Source organism: Glutamicibacter sp. AOP38-B1-38 (genome assembly GCF_052377485.1).
In the GTDB taxonomy this organism is placed as follows: Bacteria; Actinomycetota; Actinomycetes; order Actinomycetales; family Micrococcaceae; genus Glutamicibacter.
Genome location: NZ_JBQSWU010000011.1, coordinates 118,642 through 134,036, shown reverse-complemented (window position 1 = coordinate 134,036; position 15,395 = coordinate 118,642). Strand labels below are relative to the sequence as shown.

Genomic DNA, 15,395 nt, shown 5'->3' with positions numbered 1-15,395 from the left:
AACCGGCAGCGAATACGACGTGGAGAATTGGATCCCCAGCGAATCCAGGTGGTGCAAGAACTCCCGGGAGGAGCCGGCACTATCGGTACGGACCAGGATCTTCTCACCACGAAGGTTCCCGTGCTCGTCATAGAAATCATCAGGCAACTGAGCCAGCGCTTGGCCGAGCACCTCGATATGCGAGGCGGCGGAATTAGCGCCCCGGTTTCCCGGGCGCAACTGCACGGCGAGGACTTCGCCGGTGCCGTTGGCTTTGCCGTAGTCAGCCATGGCAATCATCGGTGAAAAACCGTACCCGCCTTTATACGTCCCAGCGCTGTTTTCCTTCTCAGAGTGGACATGCACTAGCGAGGCGTCGAGGTCAATAATCAGCGGATTGGCTGCCGTGGCCAGCTGGGCTGGATTCCGCGGTCCGGCCGCATTCCAGACTTTGGAGCGCAGGCTGCGGGTCATGGTGGCGAACCCGTAGGAGAATGCTTCTGGCTGTTCTTTGATCCGGCCCATGAACCTGCTGATCGTGGCATCCGACGCTTCGGAGCCAAAGAGTTCTGGTGCGGCTCGTAGCTGGTCAATATCTGTGGCTTGTTCACCGCCGGCCGCCAAGGACAGGGCCAGTGCGCCGAGGATCTTGCCTGGCCGGTGCGTTGCGGTAGCGGGCACGAACTGGCTGAACCGGTCCTCGCAGAGCCTGCGGAAGTCCACCGCGTTCAGGATGCTGGTCAGCACCGACAACCCTGCATGGGAGACCAGAGATTGACCGGTGAGTTGGGTCGGGATAGCAGGGAAAACGTGGGTAGAATGGTTCACAGAAAAGGTGATCCTTCGAACGGGTATCTTGGAAGCTTAGACACTCCCATTTTCCCAGTTCAGATCACCTTTTCATCTTTTAAGTGAGTCAATGACTGCCGTCGTCATGAAATACCCGGGCTAGGCCCATTCAACTGGGCCGCGTTCCTCGGTTTCCGTCTGGGGATGCTCTGTTTTGAAGGTGAGAACCCAGTTGCCCAAGGGTCCTTCATTGATTCCCAGTGATTCAGCGACCTCCGCAAGGGTTCTCTGGGAAGAGATCACCAGTTCTACCTCTTCTGCACGGAATTCAGGGGTGAATTTCTGACGTTTGGACATGCACTCATTCTCCTACAAACGCGTGTCTCACAACATCATGACAGCTCAAACCGGCGCTTTTTGGCATGAGCGGAATCAGAAACGGCCATCGAAAATCTTGGGTATTGGATTTCGGCGGCTGTCAGAGACTTCATGAAAAAATCTGGGCTAGGTGTCCTACACCATTCACATGAAGTGACTTAGTATGGCAAAATCAGAAAATTATAGCTTGATCCTGTGTCTTGGCTGCCTATAAGTAAGATGAACAATCTATACTCATATCGTGCAGACCTGCTGTATATTCTGACCATCTAACAAAACTAAATCAGTCATCCTCAAGCGAGAAGGATGGCGTCGTTCAACGAATGGACCTAAAGGGAAATATGTACGAGGTAAGAGTTGCGAAAGAATGGCAATCTTCAAAGGAATCTAAATTAATCCTTCGCCTTAAGAATTCTCACTCCGGCGAATCTAATTCTTATGCAATACAAGCTGATAAGTCCAGAAAGGTAACATCTGCAGAACTTCCGGGAGCAAATAAAAATGCTGTAGTTGCATGGGTTGATGAAAACATAGATGGCATGAATTACCCACTGACGGAACGAGTGAGAGTCAATTCTCTACATAGAATTATTGACCTGATTCCCTATTTTTCACAATCTGTAGAACACGCTGATGACGACGTAGAGTTTAACAAATTGTTAAATCTTGTTGATGCATGGCGTTGGATAACGCCTGAAAATGTAAATTCGCGCCTAGCGCCACTCACAACGAATATACTCCCTGATATAAGAAGTTTCAAAACAGATGATAAATCCTTTTTATCTCAGATACGATCCAAGCTATCTTCGAGACACCCAATCAACGATGGCTCGACTATAATGAACAGTATATTATATGTATATTATATATCCAAAATACATGAATCATTATCAAGTAATAAAATCGACCTCTCAGTGAATAGTTATCCCGCAAAAAATGATTTGCTTGGTTTAGGTTTAGTATTAAATGAAATGCTAGAATGCGATTCATTTGTTGCAATCAGAGGGCTGCAGGAAATTGTAGGCCACGTGATTCGAAATACAAGGCCGGCAAATTCGACGGGGACCAATTTTATGGCCGGAGTTGATGATTTGCCGCTAATACCGGAACTACTTCGTGGAATTTTTACATTCGGGACGCCGGAGGATAGGAACATCGGAAATATTGATCTGAAATTGATTACTTCGCATGATATTTTATCTAAGACAGATGGCCCAGTCGTATTGTATTCTGCGGATCCGAAGTATTTACGAGCCTATCTCACTCGCGTGCTTTTCTACATGACCACATTACCAGAGTTGAAATATCATTTTCACGTAGTCGCGGATGAATTCGAAGCTAGAGATATTTCCGATTTAATCTCTAAACATCTACAAGAAATATGTTCAGTTAGGAAAATCGATTATAACGCCATTTATTTCGAAGTAAGCTATTCCAGTCTCCCAATCAACGTACCAGAACCGAAATCTTACTTTGCATCGGCTCGATATTTGGTCGCGTCGAAAGTTATGGCTCGACACGATACGTCTGTTTGGATCCAAGATATCGATCTTTATCCAACTGGTGATATAACGAAATTTATAGCGAGGCTCGAGTCGAACGACATCAGCCTTTATAAATCAAGAGTACTTGGAGGAATGCTTCCCTGGGTCCGTCACTTGGCTGGGAACGTATACGTAAAGAATACACCCACAGGATTCAAGTTCTTATCATTTGTTGAAGAGTACTTGCAGGAATTTTTGATTAGAGAAAATAGTTGGATGATTGATCAAAATTCATTATCATACGGAATAGAGAAAATTGGAATCGAAGTAGGTGTCGGTGATACGAGAACCATGCGAATCCCTGTTCAGCAGTCAAACCTTGCAGCCAGAATTGAAGGTTCATAAGTGGTCCATAAGTAAATAATTAAACAATTTTGAATAGTCTTAGCGGCCTGAAAAATACTTATATCAAATGCATAATTGCTCATCTTAGTTAATGCTTACAATTATTCATTCCGCTCTTGTTGACAGGGGTAAGGGAGATATAATTCGACATTATCGATCCAATAATTCACCCTAAACAATTGCATCCAGGGGTTACTTATTAAATGCGCGAAGAAGTAGAGAACTTAATTAGGAATACAATTGATAGGAATGATAAATATTATGTACAACGCACCATGTATTTTACGCGACTCTCGCAATGAGAGACTAAGTCATACTATATTTAATGGCCTAAAAATAACGAATATGTCAGCAAAGCTGGCGGGCAGTCGACCGAAAGTTATTGCCGTCCACGGTAATGGTGTCATCAATGGTTCTTGGGTAAGCGAAGTAATTCATGCCCAGAATATAATCGATCAATCAAAACTTAGCTACGAAGAAATTGGAGCGAGTATACGTGGTTCTTTAACTGTTTATCTGCTTAATCCGGCTTCTCAAGAAATCCTGATCTTTAGTGACCCATTTGGGTCATCCATTGTCCACATATATGAATCCGAGGATTGTTTTGCAGTATCTTCGGACCTGGCGTCCTTGCGTGATAGCCTGCTGTCGAACGGTGTCACGCTTAAGAAAGATCTAACTTATGCTGCCCTGTATGTAGCTAGCAGCTCGGGAGGTCTTGGCGAATCTAGCTACAGCGGGATAAGGACTTTGTCGCCGTATAGGTACCTTTCGGTAAAAGCTGACGGAATTCGAGAATTCGAGTATAGAAATTACTCGGATTTGAGTTTTGCTGATCTTTCGTACGAGCAACTCCTTTCTAAAGCTGCTGAAGATGTCGTAACAAATATCGAGGCATCCTTGTCGCATGATTCGAGCGTTAGGATTTCACAATTAACGGGTGGTCTCGATTCGCGGTTGGTTCTGGGAGCACTTTTAAGCTCAGGAAATGCTAATAAATTCGCGTACTATTGTTCTGGAAACGTTAATGAACCTGATAAAGTTATTGCTAGACAGCTATGCGCTCATTTCGATTTAGGAATGACTGATCATAGTGGCCTACTATCTGCTTCCCAGCCCAACACGTTTGAAGAGCTTCTCTCGCTCCCGTTTACTGAAACTGCTGGGATCATTTCGGGTCCCGCACATCCCATGCTCGAATACGGTGATGATCTAGTCTTGTCGGGCGGCTATGGCGAGTTTCTTCGGAGCGCGTTCGACAAAGGAAATGTATTTGATGGTAATTATAAATCTGCTCTTGAAAGGTTGTTTGGTAAAGCATCATTTGGAAGCTTTCCAACTCGGCGGCTAGTTTCAGAATCTGTTTATGACTACGCGTTAGATTCGTTGGAGGCTCTGGTTGAGCAGGGAAGAACTCTGAATGTTCCTGCAGAGTCTTCGTTAGATGCAGCTTATTTTCTCGGCAAAAATAGATATTTTGTTGGTGAAACTACGCGATCTTTATCCCCATTTATTGCGCGATTTGATCCGCTGTACTCACCATTTCTTCTGGGCCTAGGTCTACGCGGGTCTTCTGAAGAAAAGAATTCTAACGTGCCACTTTTTGACTTGATGAATCTCTTTGAGTCCAGTTTAATGGGTCTTCCTTTCGATTCGCCCCGAATCAAGCCGGATTATGAACGTGTAAGAGGAAAAGTTGTTCCTCAGGATTTCAAGCATGAGTCTTCCGTCTATCCTCGAATGATCAATTTTCCAGGTAAAGAGTTTCCGCAACGAGGTAGCCGTTCAATTTTCAAGAGTCCCAGCGAATCAGACGTTCTTCTCGGGAAGGAACTACGTACTGCTCCACGACTTGTGGCTCAACATGGCGATGTTAGGGCAGGGCTGAAAGAATTGGTAGCTGAAGTGGGCATAAATGAAATTTCAGAATCTTTTAATCCACTTATGGTGAATCTAACGATGAACCGTGAACCAACTCATCGAGTACACTTGCGACAAGCATCTAATCTTTACGCAGCAATGCTGTGGTTCCTAAAATAGGATCATCTCTATTGAATTTATTGAAATCCATCTTGATGCTCAATGATTTGAGTAACGGTGAAAGGTAATTTCAACTCTCGCCCATGGCCTTCACCCGATCGCGTAATTCCAGGTTAACGCATAACACCAAAGTCTCGTCGGCCCTTTAGCTGTCCACGAAGTGATGAGATTTGGTGTCTACGATGTGACGAGATTACAGACCGTTTCGTCGCGCACCCGCTACCGAATCAATCTGCTAAACACAGTGTTTAGCAGACGTATTTGGTAGCACGAGTGTATCGAAACGGTAGCAGTAGCGCGCGGACCGGATAGCACTCCGAAATCCACGCACTGGCGCTAACACTTACCTCTGCCCGCCGTTCCTTTGCGCTCCCGCATACTCATACCGGCGCATATTCGGCCCGTCGAGCTGAATTATCTCGCGCTTGGAAACCAGCCGGTTCAGTGCCAAATATGGCTTGATGGTACCCGCAGTCCGGCTAAGTGTGTAATCTCGGCACATCTCTAATAGCTGAGATTTCAGATACTGAATTATCAAGAAGGTCAACCCAGAAGGCGTTCGGCGGTTGATCAACCGTGAACCAACGCATCGGGTTCATTTGAGAACTTTATTGAATTTATATGAGTCTTTTCCTTGGTAATTCGACTCCTGATGGGCAGGTTTAAACCGATTCGCCGCAAATTAGGACCGCCTAAGTGAACTCGATGAGTACCTGCTCGTTGTAAGGTGCCCATGCGTCCACGGCCCATTGTCCGAACGGTTTATCGGTCAAAGTCACGCAAGCAAGCCGATTCTCTGGATCAACCCACAGGAACGTACCTGATTGTCCGAAGTGTCCAAAGGTCGTTGCCGGGTGGCTTGGGCCGGTCCAGTGCGGATTTTTGGTGGAGCGGATTTCGAAGCCCAAACCCCAATCATTCGGATTCTGCCTTCCATAGCCGGGCAGGATGCCTGCCAGGTTTTCGAAATGGACGCTGGTCGCATCGCCCATGGTCTGCGGAGCCAGCAACGTTGGATTGAGCAATTCTGCTGCGAACAATGCAAGATCGGACGCGGTGGACCTGCCGTCCTTGGCGCAGCTTCCGGCAATCTCCGTATCTCTCATTCCAAGTGGCGTGAAGACCGCTTCTCGGGCGTACTCCGACATGCTCATGCCAGTTTCGCGTTCCAGGTGCTCAGCCAAAACCTCAAACCCGGTGTTCGAATAGCCTCGCTTGGTTCCCACGGCAAAACGGATGGTCGTCGAGTCGAAGTCGTAGCCGGCCGTGTGCGTCAGCAGATGGTGAACCGTGGAACCCTCGGGACCCGCTGGATCTTCTAAAGTCATCGCCTCCTCTTCCAGAGCGATGAGGAACGCATAGGTGCTCAGGAGTTTCGTGACGGAGGCCAATGGATAAACGCGCTGAACGTCGCCGTGCTGGTCGGATATCGCACCGTCTTCGTTGACCACGACCGATACCGCGTTATCTACCGGCCATTGTTCGATCTCGGCTAAGACGCTCATGATTTGACCAATCCCTCAATGTTCGTTCTGGTGAAAGCGAGCGGGAAACACCCAATCGAGGCATCGCTTCGCTAGAATTACGAGCAAGGATTGGATGGATTACCCTAGCCAACCATAGCGACACAACACCAAACATAGGAACTTTACGCCGTGCATTTGAAGACTCTCACCGTTCGCGGATTCAAGTCTTTTGCCTCGGCAACCACCTTTGAATTCGAGCCCGGAGTCACCGCCGTGGTCGGCCCCAACGGTTCAGGCAAGTCCAATGTGGTGGATGCGCTGGCTTGGGTGATGGGGGAGCAAGGGGCCAAGACCCTGCGCGGCGGCAAGATGGAAGATGTCATCTTCGCAGGCACCTCCGGACGTGCCCCATTGGGCCGCGCCCATGTGTCGCTGACCATCGATAACGCTGACGGCAAGCTTCCCATCGATTATGCGGAAGTCACCATTTCGCGAACCCTCTTCCGCGCCGGTGGATCCGAGTATGCCATCAATGGCTCTTCATGCAGGCTCCTGGATATCCAGGAACTGCTCTCGGATTCCGGCCTGGGCCGCGAAATGCACGTCATTGTCGGCCAGGGCCAGCTGGACAGAATCTTGCACGCCACGGCAGAAGACCGCCGCGGCTTCATCGAAGAAGCCGCGGGCGTGCTCAAGCACCGCAGGCGCAAGGAGAAGACCCTCCGCAAGCTCCAGGGCATGCAGGGCAACCTGGACCGTCTCGAAGACCTCAATTCGGAGGTGCGCCGGCAGCTGGCGCCGCTGGGACGCCAAGCAAAAATTGCGCGCCGCGCGCAGAGCGTGCAGCTCGATGTGCGTGATGCCAAAGCCAGGCTTCTCGCCGATGACCTGGTGTCGCTGAATAACAAGTTGGCTCAGGACATTGATGACGAGACCAAGATCCAAGCTCGCCAGCAAGAAACCAACTTCAAGCTGGAACATGTGAAGAAGCATGTGGCCAAGCTGGCTGGCGAAATGGAGCTGCTGGCGCCACGGCTCGGCCTGATCAACGATTCATGGGTGGCGCTGACTACCCAGTCCGAGCGATTCCGGTCCCTGGCCGCCTTAGCACGTGAACGCGGGAAGCTGTTGGAAGGCAACCAAGCGCACTTTGATTCAAGCCGCGACCCGGACCGGCTGGAATCCCAAGCGGAGCGCTTAGCCGAAGAGCTGGCAGAGCTCGAGGAATCGGTGGAAGACCGGCACGAAATACTCGCCGAGACAATCGAAGCCAAGGAACTGGCCGAGGAGCAATCGCGGGCCGAACAGCAGCGGATGGCCGCGCTGCTGCGCGCGGCCGCCGACCGCCGCGAAGGCATGTCGCGCCTGGCCTCCCAAGTCGCCTCGGCGCGCAGCCGTGTGGATGTCACGCGTGCAGAGATTGCGCGCCTGGAAGACGGGCTGCGCTCCTTTGACGCGGATCTCGACGCGGACGCGAAGTCGCACGCCGAGCTGTCGGTGGAACTGGAGCATCGACTGGCCAGGGAATCCGCGTTGAACGACGAATTCGACCGTGCAGAAAAGGACTACTCCCTGCACACCAGCGCACAGTCCGAAGCCGCCGCGCAGGAACGCGCACTGTCGGTCCAGATTTCCGGACTGAAGGCCCGCCTTGATGCGTTGCAGCTCAACACCAAACGCGACGATCATTCCGAAAGGATCATCCAGCGGGAGCCAGAGGCGATCTTGGGCCGCCTCGGCGAGCTTATTTCCGTGACTCCCGGATATGAGCAGGCAATTTCTGCAATCCTTCGCGAATCGGCAGAATCCTTGGTCACCCGGGATCAAGAGTCGGCGCTGCAACTGCTTGAGGCCATCGGCTCGGACGAAGCCACGCATGCGAGCTTTGTCCATGCCTCGGCAACTCAATCAAGCACCCAGACGCCAGTATCTGCCGCGATTGCCGCCCGGGACGTCGTCGCTGCGGGACCGGAGATCGGCAATCTTCTGGACGCGCTCTTTGCGCACCACTACGTCGTGGAGGATCTCACCGAAGCCGCAGCGCTGCTGCAGATCGACCCACGCGCTCAGTTCACCACCCTGGAAGGCACCACGGTCTCCGCGTTGCGAAGCTCCGTGGGGGACTCGGCCGGGGCATCACTCATTGCCCAACAGGCCCTGGTGGAGCAGACGGCCTCCGAACTGGCCACCGCACAGCGAGAGCTGGAAGCCTGCGAAGCCAGCCTTGCAGCCCGGGCCCCGGTGCTCTCCGAGGCGCAACTGGCTTACGAGGACGCCCAAGGTGCGCTGGCCGAGTCGGATGCCAGCATCGATGAGATCTCCAGCTACCTGGCCAAGCTGGGGCAGAAGCTTCGCACCGCACGCACCGACAAGGACACCTTGCACGAGCGGGTTCTGGCGACCCGGGAAAAGCTTGAACTCGAGCAAGAGTCCTTGGAAGAGATCACCGAACGCATGGAGATGGCTTCCGAAGACCAAGAGGAAGACGCCGTAGATGATGCCGGGCGGGCAGCCTTGGCAGATGCCGCCTCCTCGGCCCGCCAGCGCGAACTGGAAGCGCGCCTTGCCCTGCGCAGCAGCGAGGAACGCGTCAGCGCCCTGCGCTCGCGCGTGGAGGGGCTGCGCCGGACCGCCGCAGCCGAGCGTACCCACCGCGAGGTGGCCGCCCGCCGTGCCGAGGAACGCCGGGCGCAAGCGGCCAATGCGCAACGCGTGGCACAAGCTGCCGAACGCGTCTTGCGGTTCATCGAGGTTTCGGTGGGCCTGGCGGCCCAGGAACGCGAAGAGCTGACCGGCAAGCAGCATGAGCTGGACCAGCTGCTCGCCAGCCAGCGGGCCGAAGCCGAGCAATTGACCGCGGAACTCGCCCGCCTTTCCGACGCGGTGCACCGCGACGAAATGGCGCGCGCCGAACTTCGCATGCGCATCGAGGCCCTGGAGAGCAAGTCCTTGGAAGATCTGGGGCTCTCCCCGGATCACCTGATCGCACACTTCGGCCCGGACCAGCTGATTCCCGAAGAAGCGGATCCTGATGACAAATGGGCCGAGCTTCGCCAAAACGTGGATGAAGAAGGTAATCTCCTCGGGACCAAGCCCTTTGACCGGGCGGAGCAGGAAAAGCGGCTGAAAAAGGCCGTGCGGGACCTCGCGGCCCTGGGCAAGGTCAACCCGCTGGCGCTGGAGGAATTTGCGGCACTTGAAGAGCGGCATAAATTCCTCAGCGGACAGCTGGAGGATCTGAAGAAGTCGCGAAGCGATCTGCAGCAGATCATCAAGGATGTAGATGCACATGTGGAACGCGTCTTCACCGAGGCCTATGACGACACCGCGGTGCAGTTCAAAAGAATCTTCGAGCGTCTGTTTCCCGGGGGAGAGGGCCAGCTGGTGCTCACCGACCCGGAGCACATGCTCACCACCGGTATCGAGGTCGAGGCGCGCCCCGCGGGCAAGAAGATCAAGCGGCTCTCCCTGCTCTCCGGCGGCGAACGCTCGCTGACCGCCGTCGCGCTGCTGGTGGCGATCTTCAAGGCGCGCCCCTCGCCGTTCTATGTGATGGACGAGGTTGAGGCCGCACTCGATGACGTGAATCTGGGGCGCCTGATCACCGTCTTCGAGGAGCTCCGGGAAGCTTCCCAGCTCATTGTCATTACGCACCAGAAGAAGACCATGGAAGTTGCCGACGCGCTCTACGGGGTGACCATGCGCGGTGACGGAGTCTCCACGGTAATCAGCCAGAAGATGGCCCGGACCCAGGCCGTTTAGCATCTATTTCACGTCTGTCGATATACTGGCCATAGGCCATCTGGTCGAATTCAGTGACAAATGATTATGCGGGTGTTCCATGGCATTGTTCAGTAATCGTAAACGGGATAAAACCGTTGTTCCTACGGCTGCGCCCGGTTCGAAAAACGCTGGTCTGGAAGCACAACCCGGCACGGCGCCGCTGATCAGCGTGATCATCCCGGTCTACAATTCGATGCCCTACCTCACCGAGCTGCTGAATTCGCTGGAAACCCAGGATCTGGCAGCCGAGAAGTTCGAAGTCATCGCAGTGAACGATGGATCCACGGACTTCGGTGATGAAATTCTTGATATCTACGCCAAGCGGAACGCCAACTTCCGAATCATCCATCAGGAAAACAGCGGCTGGCCCGGCAAGCCGCGAAACGTCGGCATCGACCATGCCCGGGGCGACTACGTATTCTTCTGCGACGCCGATGACCGTCTGGGCTCCGAAGCCCTGCGGAGGATGACCAGCTACGCCACCACCCATGACCTCGACATCCTCATACCGCGGATGGTCGGAATCGGCGGGCGCCGCGTCCAACAAGGATTCTTCGCCAAGACGCGTCCGGAGGTCTCCCTCGAATTCGTGCTGGCCTCTTTGTCCCCGCAAAAGATGATTCGCCGCCAGCTCATCGAGCAGCACCAGATACGTTTCCGCGAAGACAAGGTGCGCCTGGAAGACGGCATGGCAATGGTCCAGGCCTACGTAGCGGCCGAACGCATCAGCATCCTCGCCGACTACGACTACTACGAGATTCGGCTGCGCTCCGATGGGCAGAATATCAGCGTAGGGAAAATCGACCCGGCCGGCTACGTCGCTTCGCTTAGCCACATTGCCCGGACCGTACGCAACCACACCCAGCAGGATGCGGCCTATACCCGGCGCCTGCTGGCAGGACTATTCACACGCAAGGCCCTCTCCTTCTACGAAGGGCGGCGCTTCATGAAATACACGCCCGAGGCACGCCAGGCCTGGGTGGATCATCACCGGAAATACCTCAACGAATTCATTGCCACCGACCGCGAGGCGGTGTTCAATCCTGCCCGGCTGGTCAAGGTCGAGCTCATTGCCCGCGGAGACCTGGCAGCCCTGGAACGCCTGGCCACCGGGGAAATCGAGGCCGCCGCCAACCCGGTGGTGGAGAAGATCCGCGCCGCCGATTCGACTCTCGAAGTCGTGTTGACCTCACCGGCCGGAGCCCCGGTACCCAAGGCCCTGCTATTCGAAGACCGCGAGTCGAAGAATTCCGTGCAAGCCGAACTGGTGGCCGCCGATTCCCACACGTACGTCGCTAAGTTCGCGCACCACGCGTTGATCGCGCAGATTCCGCGCTTGGGCAATGCACTCGTGCACTACTCCGAGCAGGACCGCCGCCGGATCACCCTCCCGGAGGAAGCCGGAGAGGTGGTCCATGCCGGTGTGCGGGTCTACCGCACCGCCTACGGATATTTGAGCGTGGATACACGAAAGGCCCAGCGGGGCTAACGCCCGCCGGGCCTCTCGGTCCTGCCTAGCTAGAATGGTCAGCAGATATTCTGCTGGCCATTTTTCTTATAGGCCACGGTCTCGTCCAGCACCACCGGGCCACCGAGCAAGACATTGGTCCAGCCCTTCATGGACCGCATGGCGCTGGCCACCGAAGACGGCATGCAGCTCTTCTTAGTCAGCAACAAGGGCGCATCATTGTAAGAAGCAATCACGGCGCCGGTGAGCCCGTCACGGAAATCGTCGGCCGTGGCCACAAACTGACGCTGTGAACCCTTGGGCCAGAAGGTCTTGGCAATCAGCGCACTGGTGTCATAGCGCGTGGCCCCCTCATAGCGAATCACCTTCGCGTTGGGAACCGCATTGCGTACCTGGCGTTCGGCCTTCGCGGAAATGGCGAGCGGTCCGCCGGCCAGATACACGCGAGTTGGCTTCAGACGCTTGAGCTCGCGAATGGTTGCCGCCGGAACCGCGGCCTTCTTGGTCAGCAGCATCGGAGCCTCGCGTCCGGAAGCTACGGCTGCCAGCGACATCGCGTCTTCGAATCGCTCGCCGGTTGCCAGGAACACCTGGTTCGAAGTCTTCCAATTCTTGGAAATCAGGGCGCTGGTGTCGTAGAGATTGTTGCCCCATATTCGGGTCACTGGGCCATAGGCTTTAATCTTCTTGACGGTGCTATCGCTGATGGCAATCGGACCGCCCAAGACAATGATGTTCTTTGGCTTCAGCCGCTTCAGTTCGGCGGCCACTGAAGAGGGCAAAGAATTCTTCTGCGTCAAGAGCAGCGGCGCATTTTTCAACGAGGCAAGGGGCGAACCGGCAAGGGCGTCGGGGAAGCGTTCACCGGAGGTGATCACCACGGTGGAAGCCGAAGAAGGGAAGGTGCGCTTGGAAATCGCCACCGGAGTATCAAACCAGCGCTGTCCGTAAAGTCGTACGGGATCCAACCGGGTGGGCCAGACGTCCATATCGCCCAAGTAAGAGGTCACCATCTTGTATGGGGTGCTGCGCGTATTCTTCGCGAAATCCTTCAGCGAAGTCAGGTTGCCGTTCCACACATTGGCATCAACATTCTTTGAATTACCAATAAGGTTTGAGTTTGACGAATACTGCCATACGTTGAAGGTCTTCCATCCTTCGGGAAGTTCGCGTGGATTCTTGGTCGAGGTATCTGAAGTCGGGAACACTGAGACGTGCAGCGGCCAGGACTTGAAGGCCTCGGAATCGCCGGTGCATTTATCCCACCAGGACTGGGCGGTGTAGATCATCGGCAGGCGTCCGGTGCTCGCCTTGATGGTGCTGCCAAAGCTCTTGATCCAGTTCACCGTCTGGGCCGGAGTCATGCCGTAGCACATATCGCCCTTGCCCTGCGGGTAGGCCTTGGCCGAGTACGGGTTCCATTCGATGTCCAGCAATGGAGGCATGGTCTTGCCGTCGGCAGACCATCCGCCACCATTGGCCAGGAACTCCTTGGCTTGGGCTGCGCCGGAAGAGTGGGCCGGCATGGCGAAGTGGTAGGCGCCGCGGATGACTCCTGCGTTGCGCGAAGCGGCATAGTTCGCATTGAACTTTGGGTCTTTGAAGAGGGAGGAAGGCCATGACTGGGTGGCCTTGATGTAGCCGAAGCGCGCACCATTCTTATAGGCCTGCGTCCAGTCGACGGTCCCTTGGTGGTGGGAGACATCGATTCCCAACGTTCCCGGCGGGCGCCAGGTGCGCAGTTCTTCGAGCGACCCCGGCACCGCGAGGTCCAGCTCTTCCTTCTGCCCGGTTTCGTCGGCGACCTCTTGCGCTAGGTCGGCGAGCTCTGCCAGCGTCGGAGCGGTTGGATCGCCAGACTCATCGATACGCTTCTGGCCCTGGCCCATCCTCGCGTCGATGAAATCTTCGCCGAGGCTAGCCAGGGCAAGGTCGGCCAGCGAAATACGTTCTTCGGCCGAAAGCTCGGTGCTTCTGGCCAAACCGTCTTCGATGGCCTTGGCCGCGGACCCGGCAAGGCTCGGGGTGCTCGCTGGCTCCGAAGATTCGGTGCTCGCCGGCTTAGCGGAGACGCTCGGCGAGGGCGTGGGGGAGGGCGATATGGCAGGGGCGGTTTCTGCGGCAGGTTGAGCCACGGCTGGTGCTGTGGCGGCCAGCGGCAAAACCAGTGCCGCCCCTAGGGATAATGCAAGCAGGCGTGAGCCTGCCCAACGGTGTTCAGGCATAAAGACTCCTGTAGGGAATGCGAGTGCGTAAGCGGTGATTCCCCCCAGTCTATAAAATCGGCAAACAAAAGTCGCCCTGTTCCGCGTGCGGAAACGGGAAACATCAGTTATTTGCCTTGATTTGCGTTCTCCGTATCGACGGCCACCGGGCGAATGGTTTTGGGAACCAGCAGCCACGCGACCACGCCGATGAGGCAAGCGGCTCCCGAGGCGCTCAACGCCACCTGGTAGCTGATGGCGTCCGCCATGGCCCCGGCGATCAGCGGGCCGATAATGGCTCCGAGGTCCGTGAACATCTGGAATCCGGCCAGTGCCTTGCCGCCGTTGCGTCCCGAGCCAATGACATCTGCCACGGCCGCCTGCTGGGCTGGGCCCAAGATGCCGCCGCCAAAACCGGCCAAGACCGAAAGGATGATGAACCCGGCCAGCGAGGTGAAGTAGCCCATGGCCACAATGGAACCGAGCAGCACCGTCATGCCCACCAGGATCGGGATTTTTCGACCGATTCGATCCGTGAGCTTGCCCGAGAAGGTCAGCGCGATTCCGTTGCCGACGGCAAAGATGGCCAGCGAGATGCCGGCGACCTTCGGGCCGAGGTCCTCGCCGAAGACCGCCAGCGCGAAGAGCGGAATCATGCTGGTGCGAATGCCAAAAGCCAGCCATCCATAGCTGAAGCCCGAGGCCAGGGCCGCCCGGTAGGCCGGAGAGCTCAGCGCTTCGCGGGTGGTGACCACCTCCACCGCCGAGGCGGCGCCGTTCCTGGCCGGATCCTTGTCCAGATCACGCCGGCGTCCCAGCGCGAAATAGACGACGGCCGCGGCGATCACCAGGGCGGTGCCGTAGATGACGAAGGGGATGCGCATGCCAAAGGGGGCCAAGAGGCTGCCCAGCACCGGGCCAATGACGTTGCCGAGCAAGAAAGAACCGGCATACATGCCGGAGATCCGGCCGCGCGATTCCTGCGGTGCCAGACGGGCAATGAGCGCCATCGCCGAGATGGTGAACATGGTGGAGCCGAAGCCGCCGAGCCCACGCGCGATCAGCAGCTGCGTGTAATCCTGGACTACCGCGCACAGCAGCGTGGAGACCGCAACCAGCAGCACGCCGGTGACATAGATGCGCGGTTCGCCCAGCTTGCCCACCAGCACGCCCGCGACCGGTGCGAAGATCAGCCGGGTAAAGGCAAAGATGCTGACGATCACGCTGGCGGCGGCTGCGCCGACATCAAAGCTCACCGCATACTGCGGCAAGATCGGTGCAATGAGCCCAAAGCCCAGGGCAATGATGAAGGCTGCGACCAAGAGGATCCCGATTTCACGGGGGATTGGCGGACGTGGCTTAGACGAACGTAGACGTGGCATGGTGACCGGTTCCAAAC

At 55.4% G+C, this 15,395-nt stretch carries 8 protein-coding genes and 1 pseudogene; 4 read left to right on the top strand and 5 right to left on the bottom strand.

The genetic code is table 11. The annotated features are described in order from the left end of the window. Together ACT3TP_RS08520 and ACT3TP_RS08515 are read right to left on the bottom strand one after the other, a co-directional pair. Window positions 1–807, bottom strand: an 807-nt coding sequence (locus ACT3TP_RS08520; protein ID WP_444620396.1) for a transposase, incomplete at its 3' end; no start/stop codon positions are given. A gap of 123 nt (window positions 808–930) precedes the next feature. After that, a pseudogene (locus tag ACT3TP_RS08515) lies at window positions 931–1,125 on the bottom strand (transposase); the annotation flags it as partial. A 362-nt stretch (window positions 1,126–1,487) separates the two neighbouring features. Between ACT3TP_RS08515 and ACT3TP_RS08510 the strand changes: the two are divergent. Both ACT3TP_RS08510 and ACT3TP_RS08505 read left to right on the top strand, forming a co-directional pair. Then, window positions 1,488–3,035, top strand: a complete 1,548-nt coding sequence (locus tag ACT3TP_RS08510) for a hypothetical protein (protein WP_444620394.1) — start codon at window positions 1,488–1,490, stop codon at window positions 3,033–3,035. A 345-nt stretch (window positions 3,036–3,380) separates the two neighbouring features. Beyond that, complete coding sequence (locus ACT3TP_RS08505; RefSeq protein WP_444620392.1) at window positions 3,381–5,075, top strand: hypothetical protein; 1,695 nt, start codon at window positions 3,381–3,383, stop codon at window positions 5,073–5,075. Between the two features lie 692 nt (window positions 5,076–5,767). On the opposite strand, the gene ACT3TP_RS08500 is transcribed toward ACT3TP_RS08505, so the two are convergent. Then, on the bottom strand, window positions 5,768–6,580 hold the full coding sequence (locus ACT3TP_RS08500; protein WP_444620390.1) for a serine hydrolase domain-containing protein: 813 nt from the start codon (window positions 6,578–6,580) through the stop codon (window positions 5,768–5,770). A 150-nt stretch (window positions 6,581–6,730) separates the two neighbouring features. Between ACT3TP_RS08500 and smc the strand changes: the two genes are divergently transcribed. Then, complete coding sequence (gene smc, locus ACT3TP_RS08495; protein WP_444620388.1) at window positions 6,731–10,303, top strand: chromosome segregation protein SMC; 3,573 nt, start codon at window positions 6,731–6,733, stop codon at window positions 10,301–10,303. A gap of 79 nt (window positions 10,304–10,382) precedes the next feature. Then, window positions 10,383–11,813 carry a glycosyltransferase family 2 protein gene (locus ACT3TP_RS08490; protein ID WP_444620386.1) on the top strand — a complete coding sequence of 477 codons (1,431 nt, stop codon included), beginning with the start codon at window positions 10,383–10,385 and terminating at the stop codon, window positions 11,811–11,813. A 38-nt stretch (window positions 11,814–11,851) separates the two neighbouring features. Here the strand turns inward: ACT3TP_RS08490 and ACT3TP_RS08485 are convergent, their stop codons facing one another. Both ACT3TP_RS08485 and ACT3TP_RS08480 read right to left on the bottom strand, forming a co-directional pair. Beyond that, window positions 11,852–14,017 carry a cell wall-binding repeat-containing protein gene (locus ACT3TP_RS08485; protein ID WP_444620385.1) on the bottom strand — a complete coding sequence of 722 codons (2,166 nt, stop codon included), beginning with the start codon at window positions 14,015–14,017 and terminating at the stop codon, window positions 11,852–11,854. Window positions 14,018–14,124: 107 nt separating this feature from the next. Continuing rightward, window positions 14,125–15,378: an MFS transporter gene (locus ACT3TP_RS08480; RefSeq protein ID WP_444620384.1), complete on the bottom strand. Its 1,254-nt coding sequence runs from the start codon at window positions 15,376–15,378 to the stop codon at window positions 14,125–14,127. Window positions 15,379–15,395 lie beyond the last annotated feature (17 nt).

Bases quoted from the DNA above. Each gene is read 5' to 3' on its own strand.
- ACT3TP_RS08505 (WP_444620392.1), top strand. From the start codon at position 3,381: ATGTCAGCAAAGCTGGCGGGCAGTCGACCGAAAGTTATTGCCGTCCAC.
- ACT3TP_RS08500 (WP_444620390.1), bottom strand. From the start codon at position 6,580: ATGAGCGTCTTAGCCGAGATCGAACAATGGCCGGTAGATAACGCGGTA.
- ACT3TP_RS08510 (WP_444620394.1), top strand. From the start codon at position 1,488: ATGTACGAGGTAAGAGTTGCGAAAGAATGGCAATCTTCAAAGGAATCT.
- ACT3TP_RS08480 (WP_444620384.1), bottom strand. From the start codon at position 15,378: ATGCCACGTCTACGTTCGTCTAAGCCACGTCCGCCAATCCCCCGTGAA.
- ACT3TP_RS08490 (WP_444620386.1), top strand. From the start codon at position 10,383: ATGGCATTGTTCAGTAATCGTAAACGGGATAAAACCGTTGTTCCTACG.
- ACT3TP_RS08485 (WP_444620385.1), bottom strand. From the start codon at position 14,017: ATGCCTGAACACCGTTGGGCAGGCTCACGCCTGCTTGCATTATCCCTA.